This is a genomic window from Otariodibacter sp. (genome assembly GCF_029256985.1).
In the GTDB taxonomy this organism is placed as follows: domain Bacteria; phylum Pseudomonadota; class Gammaproteobacteria; order Enterobacterales; family Pasteurellaceae; genus Otariodibacter.
This window is the reverse complement of sequence record NZ_JARIDQ010000074.1, coordinates 1-23,263: the sequence shown is the minus strand read 5'-3', so window position 1 is coordinate 23,263 and position 23,263 is coordinate 1. Positions and strand designations below refer to the sequence as shown.

The window sequence follows — 23,263 nt, the reverse complement described above, 5'->3', positions numbered from 1 at the left end:
AAAAGCATTGAAACAGTGATATTCTTTACCATTTTCAATGCTCTTAATATAGAACGAGTAAATAATTTGTTCTATTTAGCTAATAATAAATTAGCTAATGTTTTGATTCCAATACCTGTTGCACCAGCACTCCATAGATCACTTGGTGCTTTGCGATAAGTTGCAGAGCAGTCAATATGTAGCCAATTTTGTTCTGGTTTTTCTAGGAAATAAGATAAAAATGCAGTTGCAGTACTTGCGCCTGCACCCACTGGTACAGAACCTGTATTGGCAATATCTGCAAATGATGAAGAAATTTGTGAGCGGTGGAAAGACTCAAATGGAAGTCGCCAAAATGCTTCTTTTTCGGCTTTTGCAGATTGGAGTAAATCAGCCACTAAATTATCGTCCATGGAGAGTACAGAGTGGTAATCGTTGCCCACTGCGACTTTAGCCGCACCCGTTAAGGTTGCACAATCGACGATAAATTGAGCTTGTTGTTTATCTGCTTCAATCAAACCATCAGCAAGCACAAGGCGACCTTCTGCATCAGTATTTAATACTTCAACTTTTACTCCATTGCGGTAGGTAATAATATCGCCTAGTTTAAATGCACGGCTACTTACCATATTTTCTGCACAACAGAGATATAATTTCACACGCTGATTCAACCCACGAGCAATTGCTAAGCCTAATGCACCAGTAACTAAAGCCGCCCCGCCCATATCTGTACGCATAGTGGACATACTTTCACTTGGTTTTAAGCTGTAACCACCTGAATCAAAGGTAATGCCTTTCCCGACTAAACAAGCAAGCACAGGGGCATCTGGATTGCCAGTTGGGTTAAAATCAAGTTGTAACATTGCAGGAAGATGAGCAGAACCTTTTCCTACTGCCCAAATACCATTATAACCACGTTCGTGCAAAGCTTCTCTTGCAACAATTTCAAAAGAAACTTTGCCTGTTCCAAGGTGTTTTTCAGCTTGCTGAGTGATAAATTGTGCCGCTTTTTCTGCAAGGACTTCTGGTGTGAGTGTATCGGAAGGCTCGTTAATAATGCCTTTTACAAAAGTAGAACAAGCGATACGTGAATCGAATTCAGCTTGGTCTGTACCTAATTCAGGGAATTGTATTGTGCCAGCATTTTTAACACTGGTAAAGCCTTGTTGAAATGCCCAACATTCTTCAAGCGTCCATTCATTACCCTTTAAAGCTACATTGAGAATGCCTTGATTTTTGATTTTTCGTGCAGCTTGTTGAATAGTAATGAGAGGATCTTTCTGTAGATGAATTGTCATGCCAGTATCATTGGCGGAAAGAATTGCGTTTTTTCCCCAAACCTCATTGGCAGGTTGTTGGGATAATGTAATTTGCATCATTGTCATAATTTTTCCTTAATTGAATAATATAGAAAGCGGTAAGATTTTAGCAAAATTTTGCAAAATAGGATGAGGAAATTACCGCTTGTAGGATAAATCATAGAATATGATAAATAATAGAAATGGTTATTGTGCCATTTTTTCTACGACTTTCATAAAACCATCAGCAGTAGAGTAGACCTCTTCTTTACCTTGTGCTTTTAGGATCATATCGGATAATTCACGAAAAGCAGAATGTCCCCCTTTTCTTGTCAATACTAAGTCTGCTTGTTGTTTAATATAATCAAAGGCATCGCCGACTGCGACAGAAAGCCCACAAACTTCAAAAGCAGGTAAATCAAGGGTATCATCCCCTAAAAAAGCTGTTTCATCGGGTGTTACCCCTGCTTGTTGCATCAGATCAAAACAGGCTTGGCGTTTAGACATTTTACCTAATTGGCTAAAGGGGATGCCAAGATCTTTGATTCGACGACGTAAAATAGGTGTATCTCCGCCTGATAATACGGCAACTTGTATCCCACAAGCGAGTAACATCTTAATCCCTAACCCATCTTTTACATTGAAATATTTGAGTGCTTCGCCATTTTCATCGTAGTAGAAACTACCATCGGTTAATACACCATCAACATCGGTAATGACTAATTTAATTTTTGCTAATCTATTCATCGGCTTTCCTTGATTTTGCTATGGGGGAGTTTTATCATGCCTGCCATTATAGCTTTTTGGAGAGACTAATGTCGATTGCACAAAATCTAGCAACGATTAAACAAAAAATTGAACAGGTTGAAAGCCAAGTAAATCGCCCACAAAATTCGGTAAAATTATTAGCGGTGACTAAAACCAAACCAGTGACCGCTATCGAGCAAGCGATTGAGGCGGGACAACGTTGTTTCGGCGAAAATTATGTGCAAGAAGGCATTGAAAAGGTTCAATATTTTGCGGGTAATGAACAGCTAGAATGGCATTTTATTGGGGCATTGCAATCCAATAAAACACGTTCTGTTGCAACCTATTTTGATTGGGTGCAAACGGTCGATCGCCTTAAAATAGCTCAACGTTTAAGTGAACAGCGTCCTGATGATTTAGCGCCATTAAATGTATTAATTCAAATTAATATCAGCGATGAGAATTCAAAATCGGGTATTGCACCGGAAGAGATGTTTACATTAGCAGAACAAATTGCTGATTTACCTCGCTTAACATTGCGCGGTTTAATGGCAATTCCAAAACCTGAATTTGATCCAGAAGCCCAACGTATTGCGTTAGTTAAAATGGCAACGCTTTTTGAACAATTGAAGGCAAAATATCCTTCCATTGATACTCTTTCAATGGGGATGTCGGACGATTTAGTCAGTGCGATTGAATGTGGTTCGACAATGGTACGAATTGGTACTGCAATTTTTGGTGCGAGAGATTAATTTGTAACAATGACTTTATCCCCAAACTACAATATACTTACATATACTTACACCCGTTTAGATTAAAAAATACTTTACCTAAAGGAACTGCTATGCAACCTAAAGCAAAATTTAGAAAAGATTATCGTCAACCAGATTTTACCATTACTGATATTTACTTGGATTTTCAACTTGATCCAGAAGAAACTTTAGTAACCTCAAAATTAACGGTAAAACGTCAAAATACAGAAGCCAAACAGTTACGCTTAGATGGGCATAGTTTTGAATTTCTTTCGGTTCAGTTAAATGGCGAAGTATTCAGTAATTATACACAAGATAATGAATCGCTAACCTTAGATTTAACTGATTTCCAAGCAGATCAATTTGAGTTAGAAATTAAAACATTATTAAACCCATCAAAAAATACGTCACTACAAGGGTTATATCAATCAGGTAATGGCTTATGTACTCAATGTGAGGCAGAGGGTTTTCGACAAATTACTTATATGTTAGATAGACCGGATGTGCTTGCAAAATACCGCACTAAACTCACCGCTTCTAAAGAAAAATATCCATTCTTATTATCGAATGGTAATCGTATCGCTCAAGGTGATTTAGAAGATGGCCGCCATTGGGTTGAATGGGAAGATCCATTCTTTAAACCAAGTTATTTATTTGCAGTGGTTGCAGGTAATTTTGATTTATTACAAGATAAATTTACCACAATGAGTGGACGTACTGTCGATTTAGAGATTTATGTCGATCGTGGCAATTTAGAGCGTGCAACTTGGGCAATGGCAAGTTTGAAACGTGCAATGAAATGGGATGAAGAGCGTTTTGGACTTGAGTATGATCTTGATATTTATATGATTGTTGCTGTTGATTTCTTCAATATGGGGGCAATGGAAAATAAAGGGTTGAATATCTTCAACTCAAAATTTGTCTTAGCAAACCCACAAACTGCAACCGATGAAGATTATATGGGCGTGGAATCTGTTATTGCTCACGAATATTTTCATAACTGGACAGGAAACCGTATTACTTGTCGTGACTGGTTCCAATTAAGCTTAAAAGAAGGGTTAACTGTTTTCCGTGATCAAGAGTTTACCTCAGATTTATGGTCACGTTCTGCAAAACGTATTGAAGATGTACGTTTCTTACGTGCTTTCCAATTTGCAGAAGATGCAAGCCCAATGGCTCACCCAATTCGTCCAGAGAAAGTGATTGAAATGAATAACTTCTATACGGTAACTGTCTATGAAAAAGGGGCAGAAGTTATCCGTATGATCCATACCTTATTGGGCGAAGAAAAATTCCAAGCAGGAATGAAATTGTATGTGGCAGAAAATGATGGAAAAGCGGCAACTTGTGAAGATTTTGTGTCAGCAATGGAACGTGCATCGGGTATCGATTTAACCCAATTCCGTCGTTGGTATAGTCAATCAGGTACACCTGAATTAACGATAGCAGATGAATATGATGAGAAACATAATCTATATCGCTTACACGTTGCTCAAATGACCGCACCAACTGCCGACCAAGTGGAAAAAATCAATTTGCATATTCCACTAAAAATTGCGTTATATGGCGAAAATGGACAAAAAATTAAGTTACAACACGAATTATTAAGCGTAAGTGATGTACTTGATGTTATTCATGACAATCAAACATTTGAGTTCCACAATGTCACACAACGTCCAGTACCTGCATTATTATGTGATTTCTCTGCACCAGTCAGAGTGGATTACAATTATACACCAGAGCAATTAGCGGTATTACTCAAATATGCAGAAAATGATTTTGTACGTTGGGATGCAGCGCAAACACTTTTTGTTAACGAGTTAAAAAATAATTTGCATCGCCACCAGCAAAATGAGCCAATGCAATTTTCTGAATCATTGTTAGATGCTTTAACCTTGTTATTGGATAATGCAAATCAAGATCCAGAACTCACCGCTTTAACATTAACATTACCAAAAGAAACTGAATTTGCTGAATCATTTAAAGTGATCGATCCAGCAGGTATTGCTGCGGTGCGTGATTTTATGCAGATATCGATTGCTGAAGCATTAAAAGACCGTTTCCTTGTGACTTATAACCACAATAAAGTGGGTGAATACCAAGTGGAAGCAAAAGATATGGCAAAACGTGCATTACGTAATGTGTGTTTATCTTACCTAGCCTTCACTGATGTTGGTAATACGTTAGTGCATAAACATTATCATCAAGCTGATAATATGACAGATACTTTAGCAGCCTTATCAGCAGCAACTAAAGCCCAATTAGCTTGCCGTGATAATCTGTTAGCTGATTTTGAAGAAAAATGGCACACTGATGGTTTAGTAATGGATAAATGGTTTGCATTACAAGCTACTCGTCCAGATACTAACGTGTTGGAAATTGTGCAAGAGTTATTAACACATCGTAGCTTTAACTTTAAAAATCCAAACCGTGTGCGTTCACTAGTGGGTAGCTTTGCGGCTCAAAATCCTCGTGCATTCCACGCAATCGATGGTTCGGGTTATCGTTTCTTAGTGGATATGTTGATTAAGTTAAATGAAACGAATCCACAAGTTGCAGCTCGTTTAATTGAGCCGTTAATCAAACTTTCTCGTTATGATGCACAACGTCAAACACTTATGCGTCGTGGTTTAGAACGTTTGAAAGGGTTAGATAATTTAGCACGTGATTTATTCGAAAAAATTGAAAAGGCATTACAATAATGCCTTGGTATAACCTACTTTTTTCATTCCAAGGTCGATTGAACCGAAAAGGTTTTTGGATTGGCTTTGGAGTGAATTTTATATTCCTTTTTATTTTTGCAAATTTCATCCTTAATCCGACCGCTTTCACATGGGTAAGTGTATTGCCCCTGTTGCTGTCGGTTTATAGCTTATCTGCCATTATCATAAAACGTTTGCATGATCGTAATCGTTCGGGCAAAGCGTTAGCAATGGTATTAGTTCCAATTATCTGTCATTTCGCCTCACAAGGTACACAAGGTACAATGGCGTGGATTCTTGGTATATTAATGCCATTATTTATCGGTATGATATTACTACTCGAATGGGGTGTATTTGCAGGAAATCCCGAACCTAATGCCTATGGCAAACAAGGTTTATCAATAAGACTAAAATAATGACAACCATAAAATTAAATTACCAAAAGACCCATTTTTTAACTTCAGCACCCGATATTCGCCATTTACCCGAAGATGAAGGTGTTGAAATCGCTTTTGCTGGGCGTTCTAATGCAGGAAAATCCACCGCATTAAATGCTTTAACCAACCAAAAAAGCCTTGCTCGTACTTCTAAAACACCAGGGCGAACTCAGCTTATCAATTTGTTTGAAGTTGAGCCAAACTGTAAATTAGTCGATTTACCCGGCTATGGTTATGCAGCTGTACCAGAACAAATGAAAATCCAATGGCAACGTGCCTTAGGTGAATATTTGCAAAAAAGAGAATGTTTACGAGGTGTGGTTATTTTGATGGATATTCGTCATCCATTAAAAGATCTCGATCAGCAAATGATTGAATGGGCGGTTTCATCGGATCTACCCGTGTTATTACTCTTAACTAAGGCAGATAAATTAAGCCAAAGTGGACGTAGTAAACAAGTGAGAATGGTAAGAGAAGCCATTTTGCCATTCCAAGGTGATATTCAAGTAGAAGCCTATTCTGCATTGAATAAAATTGGTATTGAAAAATTAGCAACAAAATTAGATAGCTGGTTTGCAGAAGCATTTGAGCCAGAAAGTGAGGAAAATTAAATGTACGATATGAATCAATTAAGACAAGAAACTGACGAAATTATCGCAAATTTATTACAAGATGGCTCAGATCCTGATGCGTTGTATATCGTTGAGCATCACATTGCTCATCACAATTTTGATAAATTAGAAAAATTAGTCGTTGATGCTTATAAACTCGGCTATGAAATTTCAGAGGCAGAAGAAATCGAAGAGGAAGACAAAATCTTTTTTGTGTGCGACATCGTGTCAGAAATTAAATTAGATGCAGAGTTAATTACCGCTCAACAAAAAGAGCTACTTCCTCTCATTGAAAAATCAGGTGCAGAATACGAAGGCTGGGGAACCTATTTTGAAGATCCAAATAATGATGAAGACGAATATGGCGAAGACGGCGAGTTTTTTGATGATGAAGATTTTGACGAAAAATAACCGAACTTTTTGTTATATATTCACTCTGTAAATAAACTAAAAAGGCTTTTGTGATAAACAGAAGCCTTTTATATATTCTCTGCTAGAGAAAATAATATAGGTTATTTTAAATTTCCAAGTCACTAATTATTTCCCTTATGAATTATTTATTCAAAGGTTTTCAGAAACTTCACATTACCATTACCTTTTTCGATTTAAAACCTTTGAAATAATTATTACGAAGTAACATAGAGGGTAGCTACATAGGAGTTTATCAGAATGAATATCAAACAATATCAAAATAAAGATTTTAGCATTTCAAGATTAGGTTTAGGTTGTATGCGCATGTCGGTCAATCCTAATTCAGATAGAAAAGAGAGCATTGCAACTATTCATAAAGCTTTAGATTTAGGGATTAACCTTTTAAATACGGGAGATTTTTATGGGGTGGATGGACACAACGAAAAATTACTTGGTGAAGCGCTGAAAAATCAAGATAGGGATAAAGCCTTTGTTTCAGTAAAATATGGCACCTTTGGTAATCTTTTTGCGGGTGGAAATGCCGTTGATGTTGGGCCTAAAAATGTAAAAAAATACATTACTTCCTCTCTCAAAAATCTTAATCTTGATTATATTGATTTATACCAACCTGCTAGGGTCGATATTGGTATTCCTATTGAAGAAACTATTGGAGCCATTGCTGATTTGGTAAAGGAAGGCTATGTAAAACATATTGGTTTGTCGGAAGTTGATGCTAATGTACTTAGAAAAGCTAATGAAGTACACCCAATTAGTTTGGTTGAATTAGAGTATTCGATTGCCAATAATAGAATTGAAAAGGAAATACTACCTGTTGCTCGAGAATTTGGAACAGGGGTTGTGGCTTTTGGATTGATGAGATTAAATAGATTATTAGGTGTTCGAAATGATCCGCTAATTGACGTGGTTAAAGCCATCGCCAATGAAAAAAATGTATCTATAGCGCAATTATCCCATGCTTGGATATTTAATCAAGGGAACGATATTATTCCACTTACGGGAGCAAGAAAGCGCTCTCAATTAGAAGAATCCATCGAAAGTCTTGCTATACAATTTACTGCCAGCGATATTTCAAGAATTAACGAAGCGATTGATAATAGTAAGATTGTTGGTTCATATATGTCTAAGATTATAATTAAAAATGGTCTTGTGATAAGTCATTAGTTTCTAAATATGTATTAAAAAAATAGCAAGACCAAATTTAGCCTTGCTAGAGAAGTAGTATTTTAGACAGAATAAATTAAAACTTATAAGAAAAGTTTAATTTATATGTTCTACCACGTGCAAAGTTATTTTGATACTCTTTTACATAGTTATAATCACCTGCACTATTTGGAATCGGGTGAATAGCATCTGAATATTGAGATGCTGAGTCGTTATTTGCATCAAGTGGATTTACGTATCTTCTATCAGTTAAGTTATCAACAGCTAATTTGATCATAAGATTTTCAGTAGGTTCATAAATCGCATAAATATCATAGACCATTGGTTGATGATTGATTTCTTCATACTCTGCAATCGAACCTGCTTTATGGGTAGTGTCCAAATAGCCTGGGCATACAGGTCTATTTCTTTGTTTATCAAAATAGATTCTACCACCACCTTCACAAATACCGACAGGCTCATATTTACTTCTCTTACTTTTACCGTAATATTTAGCTATCACTCCTAAAGTTAGCTTGTTATCAAAGAATCTTGTACCCAGTTCAAGAGAACCATAGCTATTTGGTAAGATTGTTACTTTGGTTAGCCCAAAGCTTTGTAGTTCCGCTTGATCTGTATTGATATTACTACCAGTTCTTGCTAAGTCACTATACGAAGCTGGCTGGTTAGTTATTTGTCTTGAATAAGCTAAATTTGCGAAGAATTTTCCCATGTCATAGCTTAATTCCGCTTCAAAGCCTTTAATTTTTACTGGAACATCATAGTTTCTATGGTAAATTGTCATAAGAGTTTGATAACCGAATATAGGGTTAATTCCTCTCACTTGCACCGCGCGGTTTACGTTATGAATGAAATTATCAATTCGTGTTTCGTACCCTGTAAGCTTATAACCAAGTTTATCATTATCTGTTATTGCACCATCAATAAAACCATTAAAACCAAGTTGTTTAGTTTTTGCTGTTTCGGGTTTAAGTTCTAAATTCATTCCCGCATCAGTTAAACTGGAAAAGAACATTTCTTGAATTGTTGGCGCTCTATGTGTTTTGGAATATCCAATAAATGGAGTGAAGTAGTTACTCACATTCGCTGTTAGCATCGTAGAATAATTCACAAAATGATTTTTTACAGTATGGTCATGTTTAAAAACTGGTCTTTTCTTGTAACCTTCTTCACGGTCATATTCGTATGTTTTATCAAATCTTTCTTGTGCTTCTTCTAACTCATGGATCTGAGCAAGAATTTTTTTATGTTGTTCTTTCGCACCTTCTGAGTTTTCAGGAATTTCTTTTAAAACTTTATCTAGCTCATCAATTTTACCTTGGATCTTATAATATTCTTGATCAACAGAATTGAGACTTTCGCCTTTATTCTTGTATTTTACTATGTTTACATTGTAATTTAGTGTGAATATATTCCAATCCAATTGGTTATCCCAGTAAATTGTATTTAATCTTTGATTCCCTTTAGGAAAGAATGAGTTCGTTGGTAAAGATGCGTTTACTGTTTCGTAGAGATTAAGATCTGTACGAGTAGGATCATAGCCTCCAGAAGTACTAAAACATTGTTCATCACCATCATATTCACAAGGTTTAAAAATTCTTAGTTCATTAGGATAACGATTTTTAGAGTATTTGTTTTTGAGCAAATTTATACCAGGTGTAATAGTTAGATTTGCCTCAAAAGGTAAATCAAATCTAAATGTATTATTGATATCTAAGGTTGCGGATTCATTTTTCCCGATTAAAGGTGCTACAATCTTTCTGTTAATGATTGTGCTTCCAATATCATAATTTTGCGTATTTTTATTTTTTGCATACAGGATGTTAAAATCAATAAAATTATTATCAGGTAGGGTTAAATTATATTTAACTTGTTTTGTATCACTTTTAATCGTACGTCCAGCTAAGTGATTATTTGTTTTTCTATATTGTAACTCAAGTAAGTTATAGGCATCAGCATATTCAACTTTAAAAATATGGCTAATGGGTTTTTGTTTTACTTTTTCAGGATCATAAGGTGTAATATCGTAAAGTTTATCTGAATCTATACCATAGCTATTTATATAATCTTTTCTAATTTCTTCAGTCGCTGTTTTAGATATTTCTCTATGGGTTTGCCCTCCACCCACTTTATAATTTTGCGTGATAGTTTTACGACTTTGTCCATATAACACACCAAGTGAACCACCATAGTCAAAGATTTTTTTGCCAGCCACAGCCATCATCCATTCTGGTTTGGTATCATTTGTACCAAATTGTGATTTGATCATCCCTCCAATATTTCTATCAAATCGTAGAATATCATCAACACCAATTGTCTTAAAGTTGGAAGAACCCATGAGTGTATTAGATCCACCTGCACCACTAAATGAACCTCTATTTACTTCCACACTTTTAATAAATGCAGGATCGATGGCAGCACCGAATTGAGAACCTGCACCTCCTTTACCACCAGTGTCGCCTCCGCTACTGTAAAAAGTTTGTGAAACACCATCTACCATAGTGTTAACACGACCAAATCCAGTTGCGCCTCGAATATTTACACTAACTGCACCAGCTGCTTTATTCATTTGTGTAAATGTTCCGGGAGCAGAGCGAATAATTTCATCTAAATTTTTATCAGATTTATTAATTTCATCTCGGATACTAACTGCACCGCTTTTTTTGTAGGTTTCTTCTCGTTCTTTAAAACCTTGAGTAACAACTTCGATGGTGTCAAGCACCATTTTGCCACCTATCTCATCGGCAGCATATGCAATTGATAATATATTGCTAATTACAGCAGTAGCAATGGCAGTTTTGACAAATTTCTTCACAATAGCTCCTTTATCGCATTTCTTTTCAGAATATCAGTGGGTGGATTGTATATTAGATGAATATAAAAATAAATGATTATCATTATCATTATCATTAAAATAACCATAATAAAATTATTGTTATTTTGAGATGCGAATTCTAGACATGTTTCTATAAGTTTTCAATAACGATTCTCATTTTATTTATAAGGGTATAGTTTGAGGAGTTTGTGAAGTAAGCGGTTTATTTTTAAGGTATTCATTTATAAAATTCCCCTTTCTCACAAGACTTCCGTTATAATTCCCACCAGTTTTTACATAAAGATTAAATAATGACAACAGAAACAACTTATTTCGCAACCACTGCTCGTGGCTTTGAAGAAATGTTAAAAGCAGAATTAGAGCAAATCACTTCAGGACAATGTAAGGTCGCACAAGGTGGTGTTCACTTTACAACTGACCAAACAGGTATGTATAAAGCATTGCTACATAGTCGTTTAGCTTCTCGAATCCTATTACCACTAATTTCCACTAAGATTTTTAGTGATAATGATCTTTATGCATCTATTGTTAGTTATGATTGGGTGAAGTTAGTTGATGCTCGTGATACTTTTTTTGTCGATTTTAATGGGACAAATAGAGAAATTCGTCATACTCAATTCGGTGCAATGCGAGTAAAAGATGGGATTGTTGATTATTTTGAGCGTAAAGGCTTTGCTCGCCCAACGGTTGATAAAATTTCTCCAGATATTCGCATCCACGTTTATTTAGATCGTGAAAATGTGATTGTTTCTCTTGATTTAAGTGGTGATGCGTTACACCTTCGTGGTTATCGTGAAGATACAGGTAAAGCCCCACTGCGTGAAACTTTGGCTGCAGCGATCATTTTACGTTCAGGTTGGGAAAAAGGCTCTCCACTTGTTGATCCTATGTGTGGTTCTGGAACACTATTGATCGAAGCAGCACAAATGCAAGCAAATATTGCTGCACAAATTAACCGCCAAAAATGGGGTTTTGATTTTTGGAAAGGCCATCAACCAGCGGTATGGCAAGCTGTTTGGCAAGAGGCGAAAGATTTACAAAATTCAACGGAAAAGTTACCGCTTGCAAACTTCTTTGGTTTCGATTTAGATCACCGAGTCTTAGCTAAAGCAAAACAAAATGCTGAGAATGCGGGAGTTGCCGATTTGATTCAATGGCAACAAGGGGATGTGTCAGCATTAAAAAATCCTATTCCTGATCAGGTCGGTACAGTTGTGTGTAATCCTCCTTATGGGGAACGTTTAGGAACGACTCCAGCACTTATCGCACTCTATTCTGTTTTGGGGCAACGTTTAAAACAACAATTTGCAGGGTGGAATGCCTCAATTTTTAGTGGCGAACCAGATTTATTAAATTGTTTACGTTTACGTTCTTCTCGCCAATTTAAAGCAAAAAATGGGCCTTTAGATTGTGTCCAAAAAAATTATTCTATCAGTGAAAGAAAAGTTTCTGAACAAGAAGAACTTAAATTTGAGCAGAATGGACAAGTTGCACAAGATTTTGCAAATCGCTTAACGAAAAATATCAAAAAAATTGAAAAATGGGCGAAACAACAAGGGCTAGAGGCTTATCGACTCTATGATGCTGATCTACCTGAATATAATTTAGCAGTCGATCGTTATGGTGATCACATTGTTGTGCAAGAATATGCAGCTCCTAAAAATATTGATGAAAATAAAGCCCGTCAGCGTTTATTAGATGCGGTATCTGCAACATTGTATGTGACTGGTGTCGAAACAAATAAATTAGTCTTAAAAGTTCGCCAAAAACAAAAAGGTACAAATCAATATGAGAAATTAGCCAATAAAGGTGAGTATTTTTATGTTGAGGAGTATGGAGCGAAGTTGTGGGTTAATTTAACGGATTATCTCGATACGGGCTTATTCCTAGATCATCGTTTAACACGAAAAATGGTGGGCGAAATGGCAAAAGGGAAAACCTTCTTAAACCTATTTGCTTATACAGGATCTGCAACGATTCATGCCGCACTCAATGGAGCTAAATCAACCACGACCGTTGATATGTCTAATACTTATTTGAATTGGGCTGAACAGAATTTAGAGTTGAACGATTTATCTTTAAGAACTAACCGCTTGATCCAATCCGATTGCTTACAATGGTTAACAGAATGCCGAGAACGTTTTGAAGTGATTTTCGTTGATCCTCCTACATTTTCTAATTCAAAACGAATGGAAAATAGTTGGGATGTGCAACGCGATCATATTGAACTAATGAGAAAGTTGAAACGCATTTTAACTCAAGATGGAACTATCGTTTTTTCTAATAATAAACGTGGTTTTAAAATGGATTTAGAGCGGTTAGCAGAGCTTGGCTTGAGTGCTGAGAACATTACCAAGAAAACATTACCTCTTGATTTTGAACGCAATCCGCATATTCATAATTGTTGGATTATCAAAAATGTAGCTTAACAAGCGGTTAGATTGATCCAATATTTTGCAAAAATAGAAAATATAGAAGAAGTAAAAGATGTTAGATATTGTATTATTTGAACCTGAAATTCCGCAAAATAGCGGAAATATTATTCGCTTATGTGCAAACTGTGGTTTTCGTTTACATATGATTGAGCCTTTTGGTTTCACTTGGGATGATAAGAAATTACGTCGTTCAGGTCTTGATTATCACGAGTTTGTTGATATTCAGAAATATCATAGTTTTGAAGATTTTCTCGCAAAAGCACAACCTAAGCGATTGTTTGCATTAACTACAAAAGGCGAGCCTAACCATAGTGAAGTACAATATGAGTTAGGGGATTTTCTGATGTTTGGGCCTGAGAGTCGAGGTATTCCAAAAGCTATTTTAGATACTTTGCCAATGTCACAAAAAATTCGTATTCCAATGTGTAAGGATAGTCGCAGTATGAATTTATCTAATTCTGTGGCGGTTGTTGTATATGAGGCTTGGCGACAATTTGGTTACCAAAATTCAGTGCCTCGCCAAAATATTTAGTACAGCTTAATTATTACGTATTAATGACTTTTTCCATAATTTATCTTCCTGACCACGCCATAAACGCTGAATATTGTCGTGATGGCGGTAAACCAATAGACAGCAAACTAATGCCACAGGGAAGGTAAATTCTGGTGCGAACCACCAAACATAGAATGGCACCATAATTGCCGTAACAACTGCACTTAATGAAGAGTAGCCGAAGAGTAAAAAGATAATGACCCAGCTACCTAAGGCTAAAGCGACAATAGCATAGCCTATAGGGAAAATTGCGCCGAAGGCTGTTGCGACTCCTTTTCCTCCTCTGAATTGAAAAAAGATTGGGAAAATATGCCCAAGGCAAGTAGCAAGTGCAATAAAACCAATCTCAGTTGGTCGTAATGCTAAATAAATTGCAATTGAAACGGGTAAGAACCCTTTTAAAATATCAAAAAGTAAGACACCTAAAGCTGATAGTTTTCCTCCGATTCGTAGCACATTTGTTGCTCCTGGATTATGAGAGCCTTCCGTTCTAGGATCGGGTAAGCCTGCTAGGCGGCAAAAAATAATAGCACTAGAGATCGAACCTAAAAGGTAGGATCCTGCGATGAGAGAATAGGCAGTAATGCTCATATTTTTCCTTATTGATGAAATGATTGTGCTATATTCTACCTGAACTTTCTAAAAATAAGGAAATAAAAATGAGTGACAAAGTTTTTATTCACGAGTTAATCGCATTTGCAACAATCGGAGCTTATGACTGGGAGCATACGATTAAACAGAAATTAGTATTCAATATTGAAATGGAATGGGATTTTACTCAAGCGGTAGAATCGGATGATGTAAATTTCTGTTTAAATTATGCTGAAGTTTCACAAAAAATTTTAGATTTTGTTGAAAATACGCCATTTAAACTGGTGGAAACAGTTGCGTATAAGGTTGCTGACCTATTGCAAAAAAAATATAAAATACAATGGATTAGGGTTGAGTTGCATAAACCAAAAGCTGTCGCTCAGGCATCTAGTGTAGGCGTTATTGTTGAAAGAGGAAACAAATAATGAATATGGGAAAAAATGATGTTGTAGTACGATTAGAACAATTATTAGCTGATAACAATAACGAAGTTGCTGTTTACGTCATTGAACTTCTTAGATCGCAGCATTTTGTGGGACAGCTTAATAAAACTGATGTTGAAAGTTTACGTAATAAGTTTAAGCTTTCAATTGTTGAACTTGCCTTAGAATGTTTACCTATCGCTGCATGTTATGCCACTGTTCCTGTTTCTCATTTCTATGTAGGAGCAGTGGCAATTGGAGAATCGGGTAATTTTTATTTTGGTGCAAATCAGGAATTTGCTAAAGATGCCATTCAACAGTCCGTACATGCGGAGCAAAGCGCAATTTCTCATGCATGGTTAGCGAACGAAAAATCAGTGACTGATATTGTTGTTAACTACACACCTTGTGGACATTGTCGCCAATTTATGAATGAATTGAATACATCAGCAGATCTAAAAATTCATTTGCCCCACAGTCAAAATAATTTATTGCATAGTTATTTACCTGATGCATTTGGCCCTAAGAATTTAGATGTTGATTTATTGATGTTTGATCCGCAGAAACAAGATTTCAAATTACAAGGTGATGAATTAGTTCAAGCAGCAATTAAGGCAGCAAGTTTATCTTATGCACCTTATAGTGATGCTTTTAGTGGTATTGCTTTGCAAGTAGATGATCAAATTATTACTGGTCGTTATATTGAGAATGCAGCATTTAACCCAAGTTTTTTACCATTACAATGTGCTTTAAACTATTTGCGGTTACAAGGTTTTAATAATGATCAAGTCATACGTATTGTATTAGCTGAAAAAGAAGCTGTAGTGAGTCATAAGCATATTACATCCTCTTTAGCGAAAAGTTTATTTGATCTAGAAATAGAGTATATTGAGTTAAATAGAACTTTTTGATTAGCTTATAAAATTTGATTAAAGCTAAGGAACTGTAAAATAAGTTGCATATAAAAACATGAATTGTCAATAAAATGCTATAATTGAACCACAGAATAGTAATACATTATTAACTATAAATCTTTATAAGGGTAAAAAATGGAAAATCCACAAATTTTAATTGTTGAAGATGAAGTAGTGACACGTAATACATTAAAAAGTATCTTTGAAGCAGAAGGATACGATGTATTTGAGGCAAATGATGGTATTGAAATGCATGCTGTCTTGAGTAGTCGAGAAATACATTTAGTGATTATGGATATTAATTTACCTGGAAAAAATGGTTTAATGTTAGCCCGAGAGTTACGTGAGAATATGGATATTGCATTAATGTTTTTAACAGGAAGAGATAATGAAGTAGATAAAATATTAGGATTAGAGATTGGTGCTGATGACTATATTACAAAACCATTTAATCCTCGAGAGCTAACAATTAGAGCTAGAAATTTGTTACAACGTACAATGTTTGAAAAAGATAAAACAGATAAGGAAAGTAAGCCAATTGATCATTATCGCTTTAATGGTTGGATGTTAGATATTAATAGTCGTAGTTTGATTAATCCAGAAGGTGAGGTGATTAAATTACCACGTAGTGAATTTAGAGCATTGTTACAGTTTTGTGAAAATCCCGGTAAGATTCAAACTCGTGATGATTTGCTAAAACGCATGACTGGTCGAGAATTAAAACCACATGACCGTACTGTTGATGTAACTATTCGACGTATTCGTAAACATTTTGAGGATCATGCGGATACACCAGAAATAATTGTTACGATTCATGGGGAAGGTTATCGTTTTTGCGGTGAGCTAGAGCATGAATAATTATCCTTGATATAAAATATAAAAATCCCTATGTATTAAATATAGGGATTTTAAAACATAAAATTGTATTTCAAATTACTTTTTTAAAGTTTTTCTTACTTGTGGAGCAATTTTATCTCCATATATTTCAATTGATTTCATCATAGTTACGTGATCTGGTGCGCCTACGTCCATGTGAGCAGAAAAACGAGTAAGTCCTAGAGTTTCAATAGCTTCAATTATTTTTTCAGCTGCGTGGTTAGCATCACCTACAATTAAATGTCCTAATTTTTTACGACCATAATCATACTGGATTCTTTGGTATGGTGGCCAGTTTCTACTTGCTCCAATTCTATCCATTTGTCCTGCATATAGTGGAAAATATGAATCAGCTATTGCTTGATCATCTTCGCCAAATAATGAGTGCATATGGACTCCAACTTGATAATCTTTTATATCATTACCAGCTTCTACCCATGCTTGTTTATAATATTCAAACAATGGTTTAAATCTGTCTATGGTACCTCCAATAATTGCAAACATGACAGGTAAACCTAATTTAGCTGCTCTAATCACAGATTCTGGTGTACCACCTACAGCTACCCATATTGGTATATTACCATTTTTAGGTTGAGGATAAATTGACTGATTATCTAATGATGCTCTGAATTTTCCTTTCCAAGAAATTGTTTCTTTTTTATTTAATTCAACCAAAAGGTTTAACTTTTCTTCAAAAAGAACCTCATAATTCTCCAAAGGATAGCCAAATACTGGAAATGATTCAATAAACGAGCCTCTACCTGCCATTATTTCAGTACGTCCATTAGACAATAAATCAACCATGGCAAAATCTTTGTACAATTTTACAGGGTCTGCAGAACTGATTACAGAAACAGCACTACTCAATTTTATATTTTTTGTTACGGATGCTACAGCAGCTAAAAAGATTTCTGGTGAAGATACTGCATACTCTTCTCTATGATGTTCGCCAACAGCAAAGAAATCTAATCCAACCTCATCCATCAATTTAACTTCTTCCACCATTTCTTGCATTCTTTTAGCAGGTGATTTTGCTTTCCCTGTTTTAGGGTCTATTTGTAAGTCCCCAAACATATCTATACCTAATTCTATCATTTTGTTACCTTCCTAAAATTTTAATGTAGATAGTACAATGGTTATATTTATTACTGAACAATAAACAAGGCAAAAGTTCATAAATATTTACTATTTCTCTACTAAGAACGTTTTGTAGAAAAATAATAGTAGTAGAGAACTTTTATATTTAAAAATTAATAACTTAGCAAATTTATATAAAACTGTGAATCTATAAAATTGATATGTAAATATTATTAATAAGTTAACAATAGAATTAAAGGGGAGAGAATTTTGCCAATTAAAATAATAAGGTTATAGAATTGCTTAAATTTGTATTATGGCATAAATATAAAATCGCTCGAATTAATGCTTTGTAGTGGTTAGATTCGAACGATTTTTTACAATTTTATTCAGCTTTATCGCCGATTAAAACAGATTCTAACGCAATTTCAATCATGTCATTAAAGGTTAATTGACGTTCTTCTGCAGTAGTTTGCTCATGAGTACGGATATGGTCTGATACAGTACAAATTGTTAATGCTTTTGCACCGAACTCTAAAGCTACACCATAGATTCCTGCAGCTTCCATTTCAACGCCTAAAATACCGTATTTTTCCATCACATCAAACATTTCTACATCTGGTGTATAGAATAAGTCAGCAGAATACAAATTACCTACACGTACATTTACACCTTTTTCTTTTGCGGCTTGAACTGCAGCAAGAGTCATATCAAAATCAGCAATAGCAGCAAAGTCATTATCTTTAAAACGGATACGGTTTACTTTAGAGTCTGTACAAGCACCCATGCCAATCACTACATCGCGAACTTTTACATCAGAACGAACTGCACCACACGAACCTACACGAATAATTTTTTTAACACCATATTCAGTAATTAATTCTTTTGCATAAATTGAACAAGATGGAATACCCATTCCATGTCCCATTACTGAAATTTTACGACCTTTGTAAGTGCCAGTATAACCAAACATATTACGAACATTGGTAACTTGTTGTGGATTTTCTAAGAAAGTTTCTGCAATATATTTTGCTCTAAGTGGATCACCAGGCATTAATACAACATCAGCGAAAGCACCTTCGGGTGCGTTAATATGTGGAGTCATGTTATTTTCCTCGTTAGTTAAAAATAGAGTATTCAGTTATTGTCGTAATTGATGGTAATAGCTGAAATTTAAAATGAGTAAAGTTTTACAAAATAATGTTGATATCCTACCGCTTTACTCTTTGTTGTTGACATTAATAGCCAGTTGTTTCTTTTGCTTCCTGACCGTTAATGGTTGTCAATAAGTTACCAAGTAAACTGGATGCGCCAAAACGGAAATGATTAGCATTAACCCAATCCTTACCAAGAATTTCTTTTGCAAGTGAAAGATATTGTTCAGCTTCTTCTGTAGTTCTTACTCCACCAGCAGCTTTAAAGCCAACATGGTCAGATACTTTAAGATCACGAATAGTTTCAAGCATAATACGGGCTGCCTCTAATGTCGCATTAACAGAGACTTTACCTGTTGAAGTCTTAATAAAATCAGCACCTGCTTTGATCGCTATTTCACTTGCTTTACGAATCAGAGCTTCTGTTTTTAATTCTCCAGATTCAATAATAACTTTTAATTTGACATTATTTGTTTGACAAACAGCTTTACACTGTTGAACAAGTTCAAAGCCAATTGTTTCATTTCCAGTAATTAAAGCTCGATAAGGGAAAACCACATCAACTTCATCAGCTCCATAAGCAACAGCAGCTTTGGTTTCTGCTACTGCAATTTCAATATCATCATTACCATGTGGGAAATTTGTTACAGTTGCAATTTTAACTTGTCCAGTACCTTGTGTTTTTAATGCTTTTCGAGCCACAGGCACAAAACGTGGATATACACAAACTGCTGCTGGCGTACCAAACTTAGTTTTACCTTGTTGACAAAGTGAGATTACTTTTTCATCTGTATCATTATCATTAAGGGTGGTAAGATCCATTAATGATAAAGCTTGTTGAGCAATTTCTTTTAAGTTCATCTTATTCTCCTAACCTACGCAATCGTTTTCTTATTCTATAAATGACAACACCACAGTTCCCTGTGGTGTTTTGATTTAATCTAGGGTTGACATTATAACACAGCGCCACCAATACCGATAAATAATCCAGCTATTGCAGCACTCATTAGATTTGATAATGTGCCTGCAGCCACCGCTTTTAAACCCATACGAGCAACATCACTACGGCGATTTGGCGCCATTCCACCTAATCCACCAATTAAAATTGCGACAGAACTTAAGTTTGCAAAACCACATAATGCAAAGGTAATAATTGCAACAGTTTTATCACTTAATGTTACAGCACTTTCTGGATTTAAGTAATTAGCAAAATCTGAATAAGCTACAAACTCATTAATAATAAGTTTTTGACCAATTAATGATCCTGCAATTTGGGACTCTTGACCCCATGGCACACCAATTATCCAAGCAAGAGGTTGAAATACATAGCCAAGTAATGATTGCAATGTTATGTCTTCAAAACCAGCTAATCCACCAGCCCAACCAATAATACCATTTAACATTGCGATTAGAGCAATAAATGCAAGTAACATTGCACCAACATTCAACGCTAAGTGCATGCCTGAGAATGCACCGATTGCGGCTGCTTCAATAACATTAGATGGTTTTTCTTCAATATCAGATTCATCTAACTCATCTTTAAATTGTTCTGTTTGTGGATGAAGAATTTTTGCGAATAATAAACCACCTGGCGCCGCCATAAATGATGCCGCAATTAAGTAAGTTAATGGTACCCCCATACTTGCATAACCAATCATTACTGCACCCGCTACTGATGCTACACCGCCACACATTACGGCAAATAATTCAGAATTTGTCATTGCTCTAATATAAGGTTTTACAAGTAATGGAGCTTCTGTTTGACCTACAAAAATATTTGCTGCTGCAGACATTGATTCTGCTTTTGATGTACCTAATGCTTTTTGTAACAGACCACCAATCAATTTAATAATGATTTGCATGATGCCGAGGTAATAAAGAACCGAAATTAATGATGAGAAGAAGATGATTGGAGGTAATACTCGAAGAGCAAAAACAAATCCACCGCCACCAAAGATTTCAAACATCTTATCACTGACTAAGCCACCAAATAAGAAATTAAGACCATCGTTACTATATCCATAGATTGCACTTACACCTTCAGCTGCTGCAAGTAATCCATTACGTCCAGCAGGGACATAAAGGATTAATGCTCCGATACCAACTTGAATGATTAAAGCACCAAGAACAGCCCTATAGCTTATCGCTTTTTTATTATTAGATAGTAAAAATGCAATCAGAAGAAGGACAACAATGCCAAGAAGGCTAATCAGTGTATCCATTTGAAAATACCTCTAAAAAGTTAAAAATAAATTGATTTGAGTAATAAAAACAATTAAATGAAAAGAGTTGCGCTACTATACCGATTTTTTTTATTGAGATCTCTTAGTTTTTAAAATTTACTTTAAAATAAGATTAAAAAATTTGATCTATCTCTTACTTTTTTTTCCTACATATTGTTTCTAAATTATAGCTGTATTATTCTTGGAGCTAATATTCTTTTAAATTAAAAATAATGGAGTTTTTATGTCAAGATTAACTAAAGAACAGATTTTATCTCAATTAGAAAAAGGACTTATTGCTTCTTGTCAACCTGTAGATGATGGTCCTATGGATTCTCCTGAAATTGTTGCTGCAATGGCTGCAGCTTCAGTGGTAGGAGGAGCGGCAGGCTTACGTATAGAAGGAATTGAAAATTTAAAAGCAGCTCGTAAAGCTGTTAGTGTACCAATTATTGGTATTGTTAAGCGTGACTTAGATGATAGCCCTGTCCGTATTACCCCTTTCTTAAAAGATATTGATGATCTTTATAAAGCTGGTGCAGATATTATTGCCTTTGATGGAACAGATCGCATTCGCCCGACAACAATTGAGGCTTGTGCGAAACGTGTACAAGAACTTGGAGCAATGTCTATGGCAGACTGTTCTACTTTTGATGAAGGTATGTATTGTCAAAAATTAGGTGTAGATCTTATTGGTAGTACCATGTCTGGCTATACAGGCGGAGAAATTCCTAAAGAACCAGATGTACAACTTGTTAGAGATTTAGTAGCAAATGGCTGTCGTGTTATGGCAGAAGGTCGTTATAACACACCGGAATTAGCTGCTATGGCTATCGAAAATGGTGCTTATGCCGTGACAGTTGGCTCTGCATTGACTCGATTGGAGCATATTGTGAGTTGGTTTGTTTCTGCGATAAATAATCGTAAAACAGGAGCATAAAATGACCGCTTGTTTAGCTATTGATGTGGGTGGAACAAAAATTGCAGCTGCTCTCGTTACTCTGAATGGAAAAGAAACGAAAATTGAGCAACGAGTACAAATTCATACACCTCAAAATCCAAGTGTTGATGCGTTAGATTCAGCATTAATTGAAATTTTAACCAAATTTAAAGGGCAGTTTGATCGTGTTTCGGTAGCTTCAACAGGAATTATTCAAAATGGCATTTTAACAGCCTTAAATCCTAAGAACTTAGGAAACTTAGCATTCTTTCCTCTAGAAAAAAGCATTGTAAAACATACAGGCAAACCCGTTACGTTACTTAATGATGCTCAAGCAGCAGGCTGTGCTGAATTTTTACGTCAAGATGATATAGATAATTTTGCATTTATCACTGTTTCAACAGGGGTTGGTGGCGGTATTATCTTAAACCGTAAACTTTTTACTGGAACAAATGGTATTGCTGGACACATTGGACATAGTCTAGCTGATCCTAATGGTGAGCTTTGTGGTTGTGGTCGGGTAGGCTGTGTTGAAGCTGTTGCTGCAGGACGAGCTATAGCCAGAGATGCAGCAAAATGGGATGATCCTTGTGATCCACCAGAAGTCTTTAATCGGTTTAGAGCTGGCGATAAACAAGCGGTCGAATTAGTTGATAAATCTGCAAAAGCTATTGCTAATCTAATTGCTAATTTAAAAATTGGCTTTGATATTCAACGTATTGCCCTCGGTGGTAGTGTTGGTTTAGCTGAAGGATATCGTGAGAGAGTAGAATATTTTCTTTCTACAATGCCTGAAATTTATCGACCAGAAGTTGTACCCGCTTATTATGCTCAGGATGCAGGATTGATTGGTGCAGCTTGGTGGGCTGACAATCAATATTAATAATAATTTTAGACTTTTAAATAAAAAAGCAGATAAGTATGACCTTATCTGCTTTTTATGTTCATAGTAATCTTACAAGAATTACTATTGCAGTATAATTTTTTAGTTTAGTGCTTCAAGTTGATTAATGAAATCTTCATTTGCCTCAATTTTAGCTCTTGCTCTTAAATCTTTTAACAAATCACTTTGTAATATTTCAGTATTAGCTCTTGTGATTTGGCTAGATATTACATTGTACTCA

General features: G+C 35.5%; 21 protein-coding genes. 13 read left to right on the top strand and 8 right to left on the bottom strand.

The window, feature by feature from the left end; translation table 11 throughout:
* Positions 1–71: 71 nt before the first annotated feature.
* Positions 72–1,355 carry an aminopeptidase PepB gene (gene pepB / locus Q1J40_RS07590; RefSeq protein ID WP_301099513.1) on the bottom strand — a complete coding sequence of 428 codons (1,284 nt, stop codon included), beginning with the start codon at positions 1,353–1,355 and terminating at the stop codon, positions 72–74.
* A 129-nt stretch (positions 1,356–1,484) separates the two neighbouring features.
* Entirely contained in the window at positions 1,485–2,024 is a 540-nt protein-coding gene (locus Q1J40_RS07585; RefSeq protein WP_301099504.1) for a KdsC family phosphatase, read from the bottom strand.
* A 68-nt stretch (positions 2,025–2,092) separates the two neighbouring features.
* Here Q1J40_RS07585 and Q1J40_RS07580 point away from each other — a divergent pair, with 68 nt between their 5' ends.
* The 6 genes from Q1J40_RS07580 to Q1J40_RS07555 all read left to right on the top strand — a co-directional run bounded on the left by Q1J40_RS07580 (position 2,093) and on the right by Q1J40_RS07555 (position 8,119).
* A complete protein-coding gene (locus Q1J40_RS07580; RefSeq protein WP_301099503.1) occupies positions 2,093–2,776 on the top strand; it encodes a YggS family pyridoxal phosphate-dependent enzyme in 684 nt (227 codons plus the stop codon).
* Positions 2,777–2,868: 92 nt separating this feature from the next.
* On the top strand, positions 2,869–5,478 hold the full coding sequence (pepN, locus tag Q1J40_RS07575) for an aminopeptidase N (RefSeq protein WP_301099502.1): 2,610 nt from the start codon (positions 2,869–2,871) through the stop codon (positions 5,476–5,478).
* Positions 5,478–5,894: a DUF805 domain-containing protein gene (locus Q1J40_RS07570; protein ID WP_301099501.1), complete on the top strand. Its 417-nt coding sequence runs from the start codon at positions 5,478–5,480 to the stop codon at positions 5,892–5,894. The genes pepN and Q1J40_RS07570 overlap by 1 nt, the downstream gene beginning before the upstream one ends.
* The gene (gene yihA, locus Q1J40_RS07565) at positions 5,894–6,526 is read left to right on the top strand and encodes a ribosome biogenesis GTP-binding protein YihA/YsxC (RefSeq protein WP_301099500.1); all 633 of its coding nucleotides are present in this window, start codon (positions 5,894–5,896) and stop codon (positions 6,524–6,526) included. The genes Q1J40_RS07570 and yihA overlap by 1 nt, the downstream gene beginning before the upstream one ends.
* Positions 6,527–6,937 (top strand): ribonuclease E inhibitor RraB, encoded by a 411-nt coding sequence (gene rraB / locus Q1J40_RS07560; RefSeq protein WP_301099499.1) that lies wholly within the window; start codon positions 6,527–6,529, stop codon positions 6,935–6,937.
* A 258-nt stretch (positions 6,938–7,195) separates the two neighbouring features.
* Positions 7,196–8,119 (top strand): aldo/keto reductase, encoded by a 924-nt coding sequence (locus tag Q1J40_RS07555; protein WP_301099498.1) that lies wholly within the window; start codon positions 7,196–7,198, stop codon positions 8,117–8,119.
* A gap of 76 nt (positions 8,120–8,195) precedes the next feature.
* Here Q1J40_RS07555 and Q1J40_RS07550 read toward each other — a convergent pair whose 3' ends face one another.
* On the bottom strand, positions 8,196–10,934 hold the full coding sequence (locus Q1J40_RS07550; RefSeq protein WP_301099497.1) for a TonB-dependent receptor plug domain-containing protein: 2,739 nt from the start codon (positions 10,932–10,934) through the stop codon (positions 8,196–8,198).
* Between the two features lie 311 nt (positions 10,935–11,245).
* Here Q1J40_RS07550 and rlmKL point away from each other — a divergent pair, with 311 nt between their 5' ends.
* Together rlmKL and trmL are read left to right on the top strand one after the other, a co-directional pair.
* A complete protein-coding gene (rlmKL, locus tag Q1J40_RS07545) occupies positions 11,246–13,384 on the top strand; it encodes a bifunctional 23S rRNA (guanine(2069)-N(7))-methyltransferase RlmK/23S rRNA (guanine(2445)-N(2))-methyltransferase RlmL (protein WP_301099496.1) in 2,139 nt (712 codons plus the stop codon).
* Between the two features lie 58 nt (positions 13,385–13,442).
* A complete protein-coding gene (gene trmL / locus Q1J40_RS07540) occupies positions 13,443–13,922 on the top strand; it encodes a tRNA (uridine(34)/cytosine(34)/5-carboxymethylaminomethyluridine(34)-2'-O)-methyltransferase TrmL (protein ID WP_301099495.1) in 480 nt (159 codons plus the stop codon).
* Positions 13,923–13,928: 6 nt separating this feature from the next.
* Here the strand turns inward: trmL and plsY are convergent, their stop codons facing one another.
* Entirely contained in the window at positions 13,929–14,534 is a 606-nt protein-coding gene (gene plsY / locus Q1J40_RS07535) for a glycerol-3-phosphate 1-O-acyltransferase PlsY (RefSeq protein WP_301099494.1), read from the bottom strand.
* A gap of 68 nt (positions 14,535–14,602) precedes the next feature.
* Between plsY and folB the strand changes: the two genes are divergently transcribed.
* The 3 genes from folB to arcA all read left to right on the top strand — a co-directional run bounded on the left by folB (position 14,603) and on the right by arcA (position 16,728).
* The gene (gene folB / locus Q1J40_RS07530) at positions 14,603–14,959 is read left to right on the top strand and encodes a dihydroneopterin aldolase (RefSeq protein ID WP_301099493.1); all 357 of its coding nucleotides are present in this window, start codon (positions 14,603–14,605) and stop codon (positions 14,957–14,959) included.
* Between the two features lie 5 nt (positions 14,960–14,964).
* Entirely contained in the window at positions 14,965–15,867 is a 903-nt protein-coding gene (gene cdd, locus Q1J40_RS07525) for a cytidine deaminase (RefSeq protein ID WP_301099512.1), read from the top strand.
* A 138-nt stretch (positions 15,868–16,005) separates the two neighbouring features.
* Positions 16,006–16,728, top strand: a complete 723-nt coding sequence (arcA, locus tag Q1J40_RS07520; RefSeq protein WP_301099492.1) for a two-component system response regulator ArcA — start codon at positions 16,006–16,008, stop codon at positions 16,726–16,728.
* Positions 16,729–16,803: 75 nt separating this feature from the next.
* Here arcA and Q1J40_RS07515 read toward each other — a convergent pair whose 3' ends face one another.
* The 4 genes from Q1J40_RS07515 to Q1J40_RS07500 all read right to left on the bottom strand — a co-directional run bounded on the left by Q1J40_RS07515 (position 16,804) and on the right by Q1J40_RS07500 (position 21,199).
* Entirely contained in the window at positions 16,804–17,841 is a 1,038-nt protein-coding gene (locus Q1J40_RS07515) for an Atu2307/SP_0267 family LLM class monooxygenase (protein ID WP_301099491.1), read from the bottom strand.
* A gap of 367 nt (positions 17,842–18,208) precedes the next feature.
* Positions 18,209–18,928: a purine-nucleoside phosphorylase gene (gene deoD / locus Q1J40_RS07510; RefSeq protein WP_301099490.1), complete on the bottom strand. Its 720-nt coding sequence runs from the start codon at positions 18,926–18,928 to the stop codon at positions 18,209–18,211.
* Between the two features lie 133 nt (positions 18,929–19,061).
* On the bottom strand, positions 19,062–19,838 hold the full coding sequence (gene deoC / locus Q1J40_RS07505; protein WP_301099489.1) for a deoxyribose-phosphate aldolase: 777 nt from the start codon (positions 19,836–19,838) through the stop codon (positions 19,062–19,064).
* 92 nt (positions 19,839–19,930) lie between these two features.
* Positions 19,931–21,199: a NupC/NupG family nucleoside CNT transporter gene (locus Q1J40_RS07500; RefSeq protein WP_301099488.1), complete on the bottom strand. Its 1,269-nt coding sequence runs from the start codon at positions 21,197–21,199 to the stop codon at positions 19,931–19,933.
* A gap of 244 nt (positions 21,200–21,443) precedes the next feature.
* Between Q1J40_RS07500 and Q1J40_RS07495 the strand changes: the two genes are divergently transcribed.
* Positions 21,444–22,139, top strand: coding sequence for an N-acetylmannosamine-6-phosphate 2-epimerase (locus Q1J40_RS07495; protein WP_301099487.1), 696 nt, complete (start codon positions 21,444–21,446; stop codon positions 22,137–22,139).
* A gap of 1 nt (position 22,140) precedes the next feature.
* Positions 22,141–23,022, top strand: a complete 882-nt coding sequence (locus Q1J40_RS07490; protein ID WP_301099486.1) for an N-acetylmannosamine kinase — start codon at positions 22,141–22,143, stop codon at positions 23,020–23,022.
* Positions 23,023–23,263 lie beyond the last annotated feature (241 nt).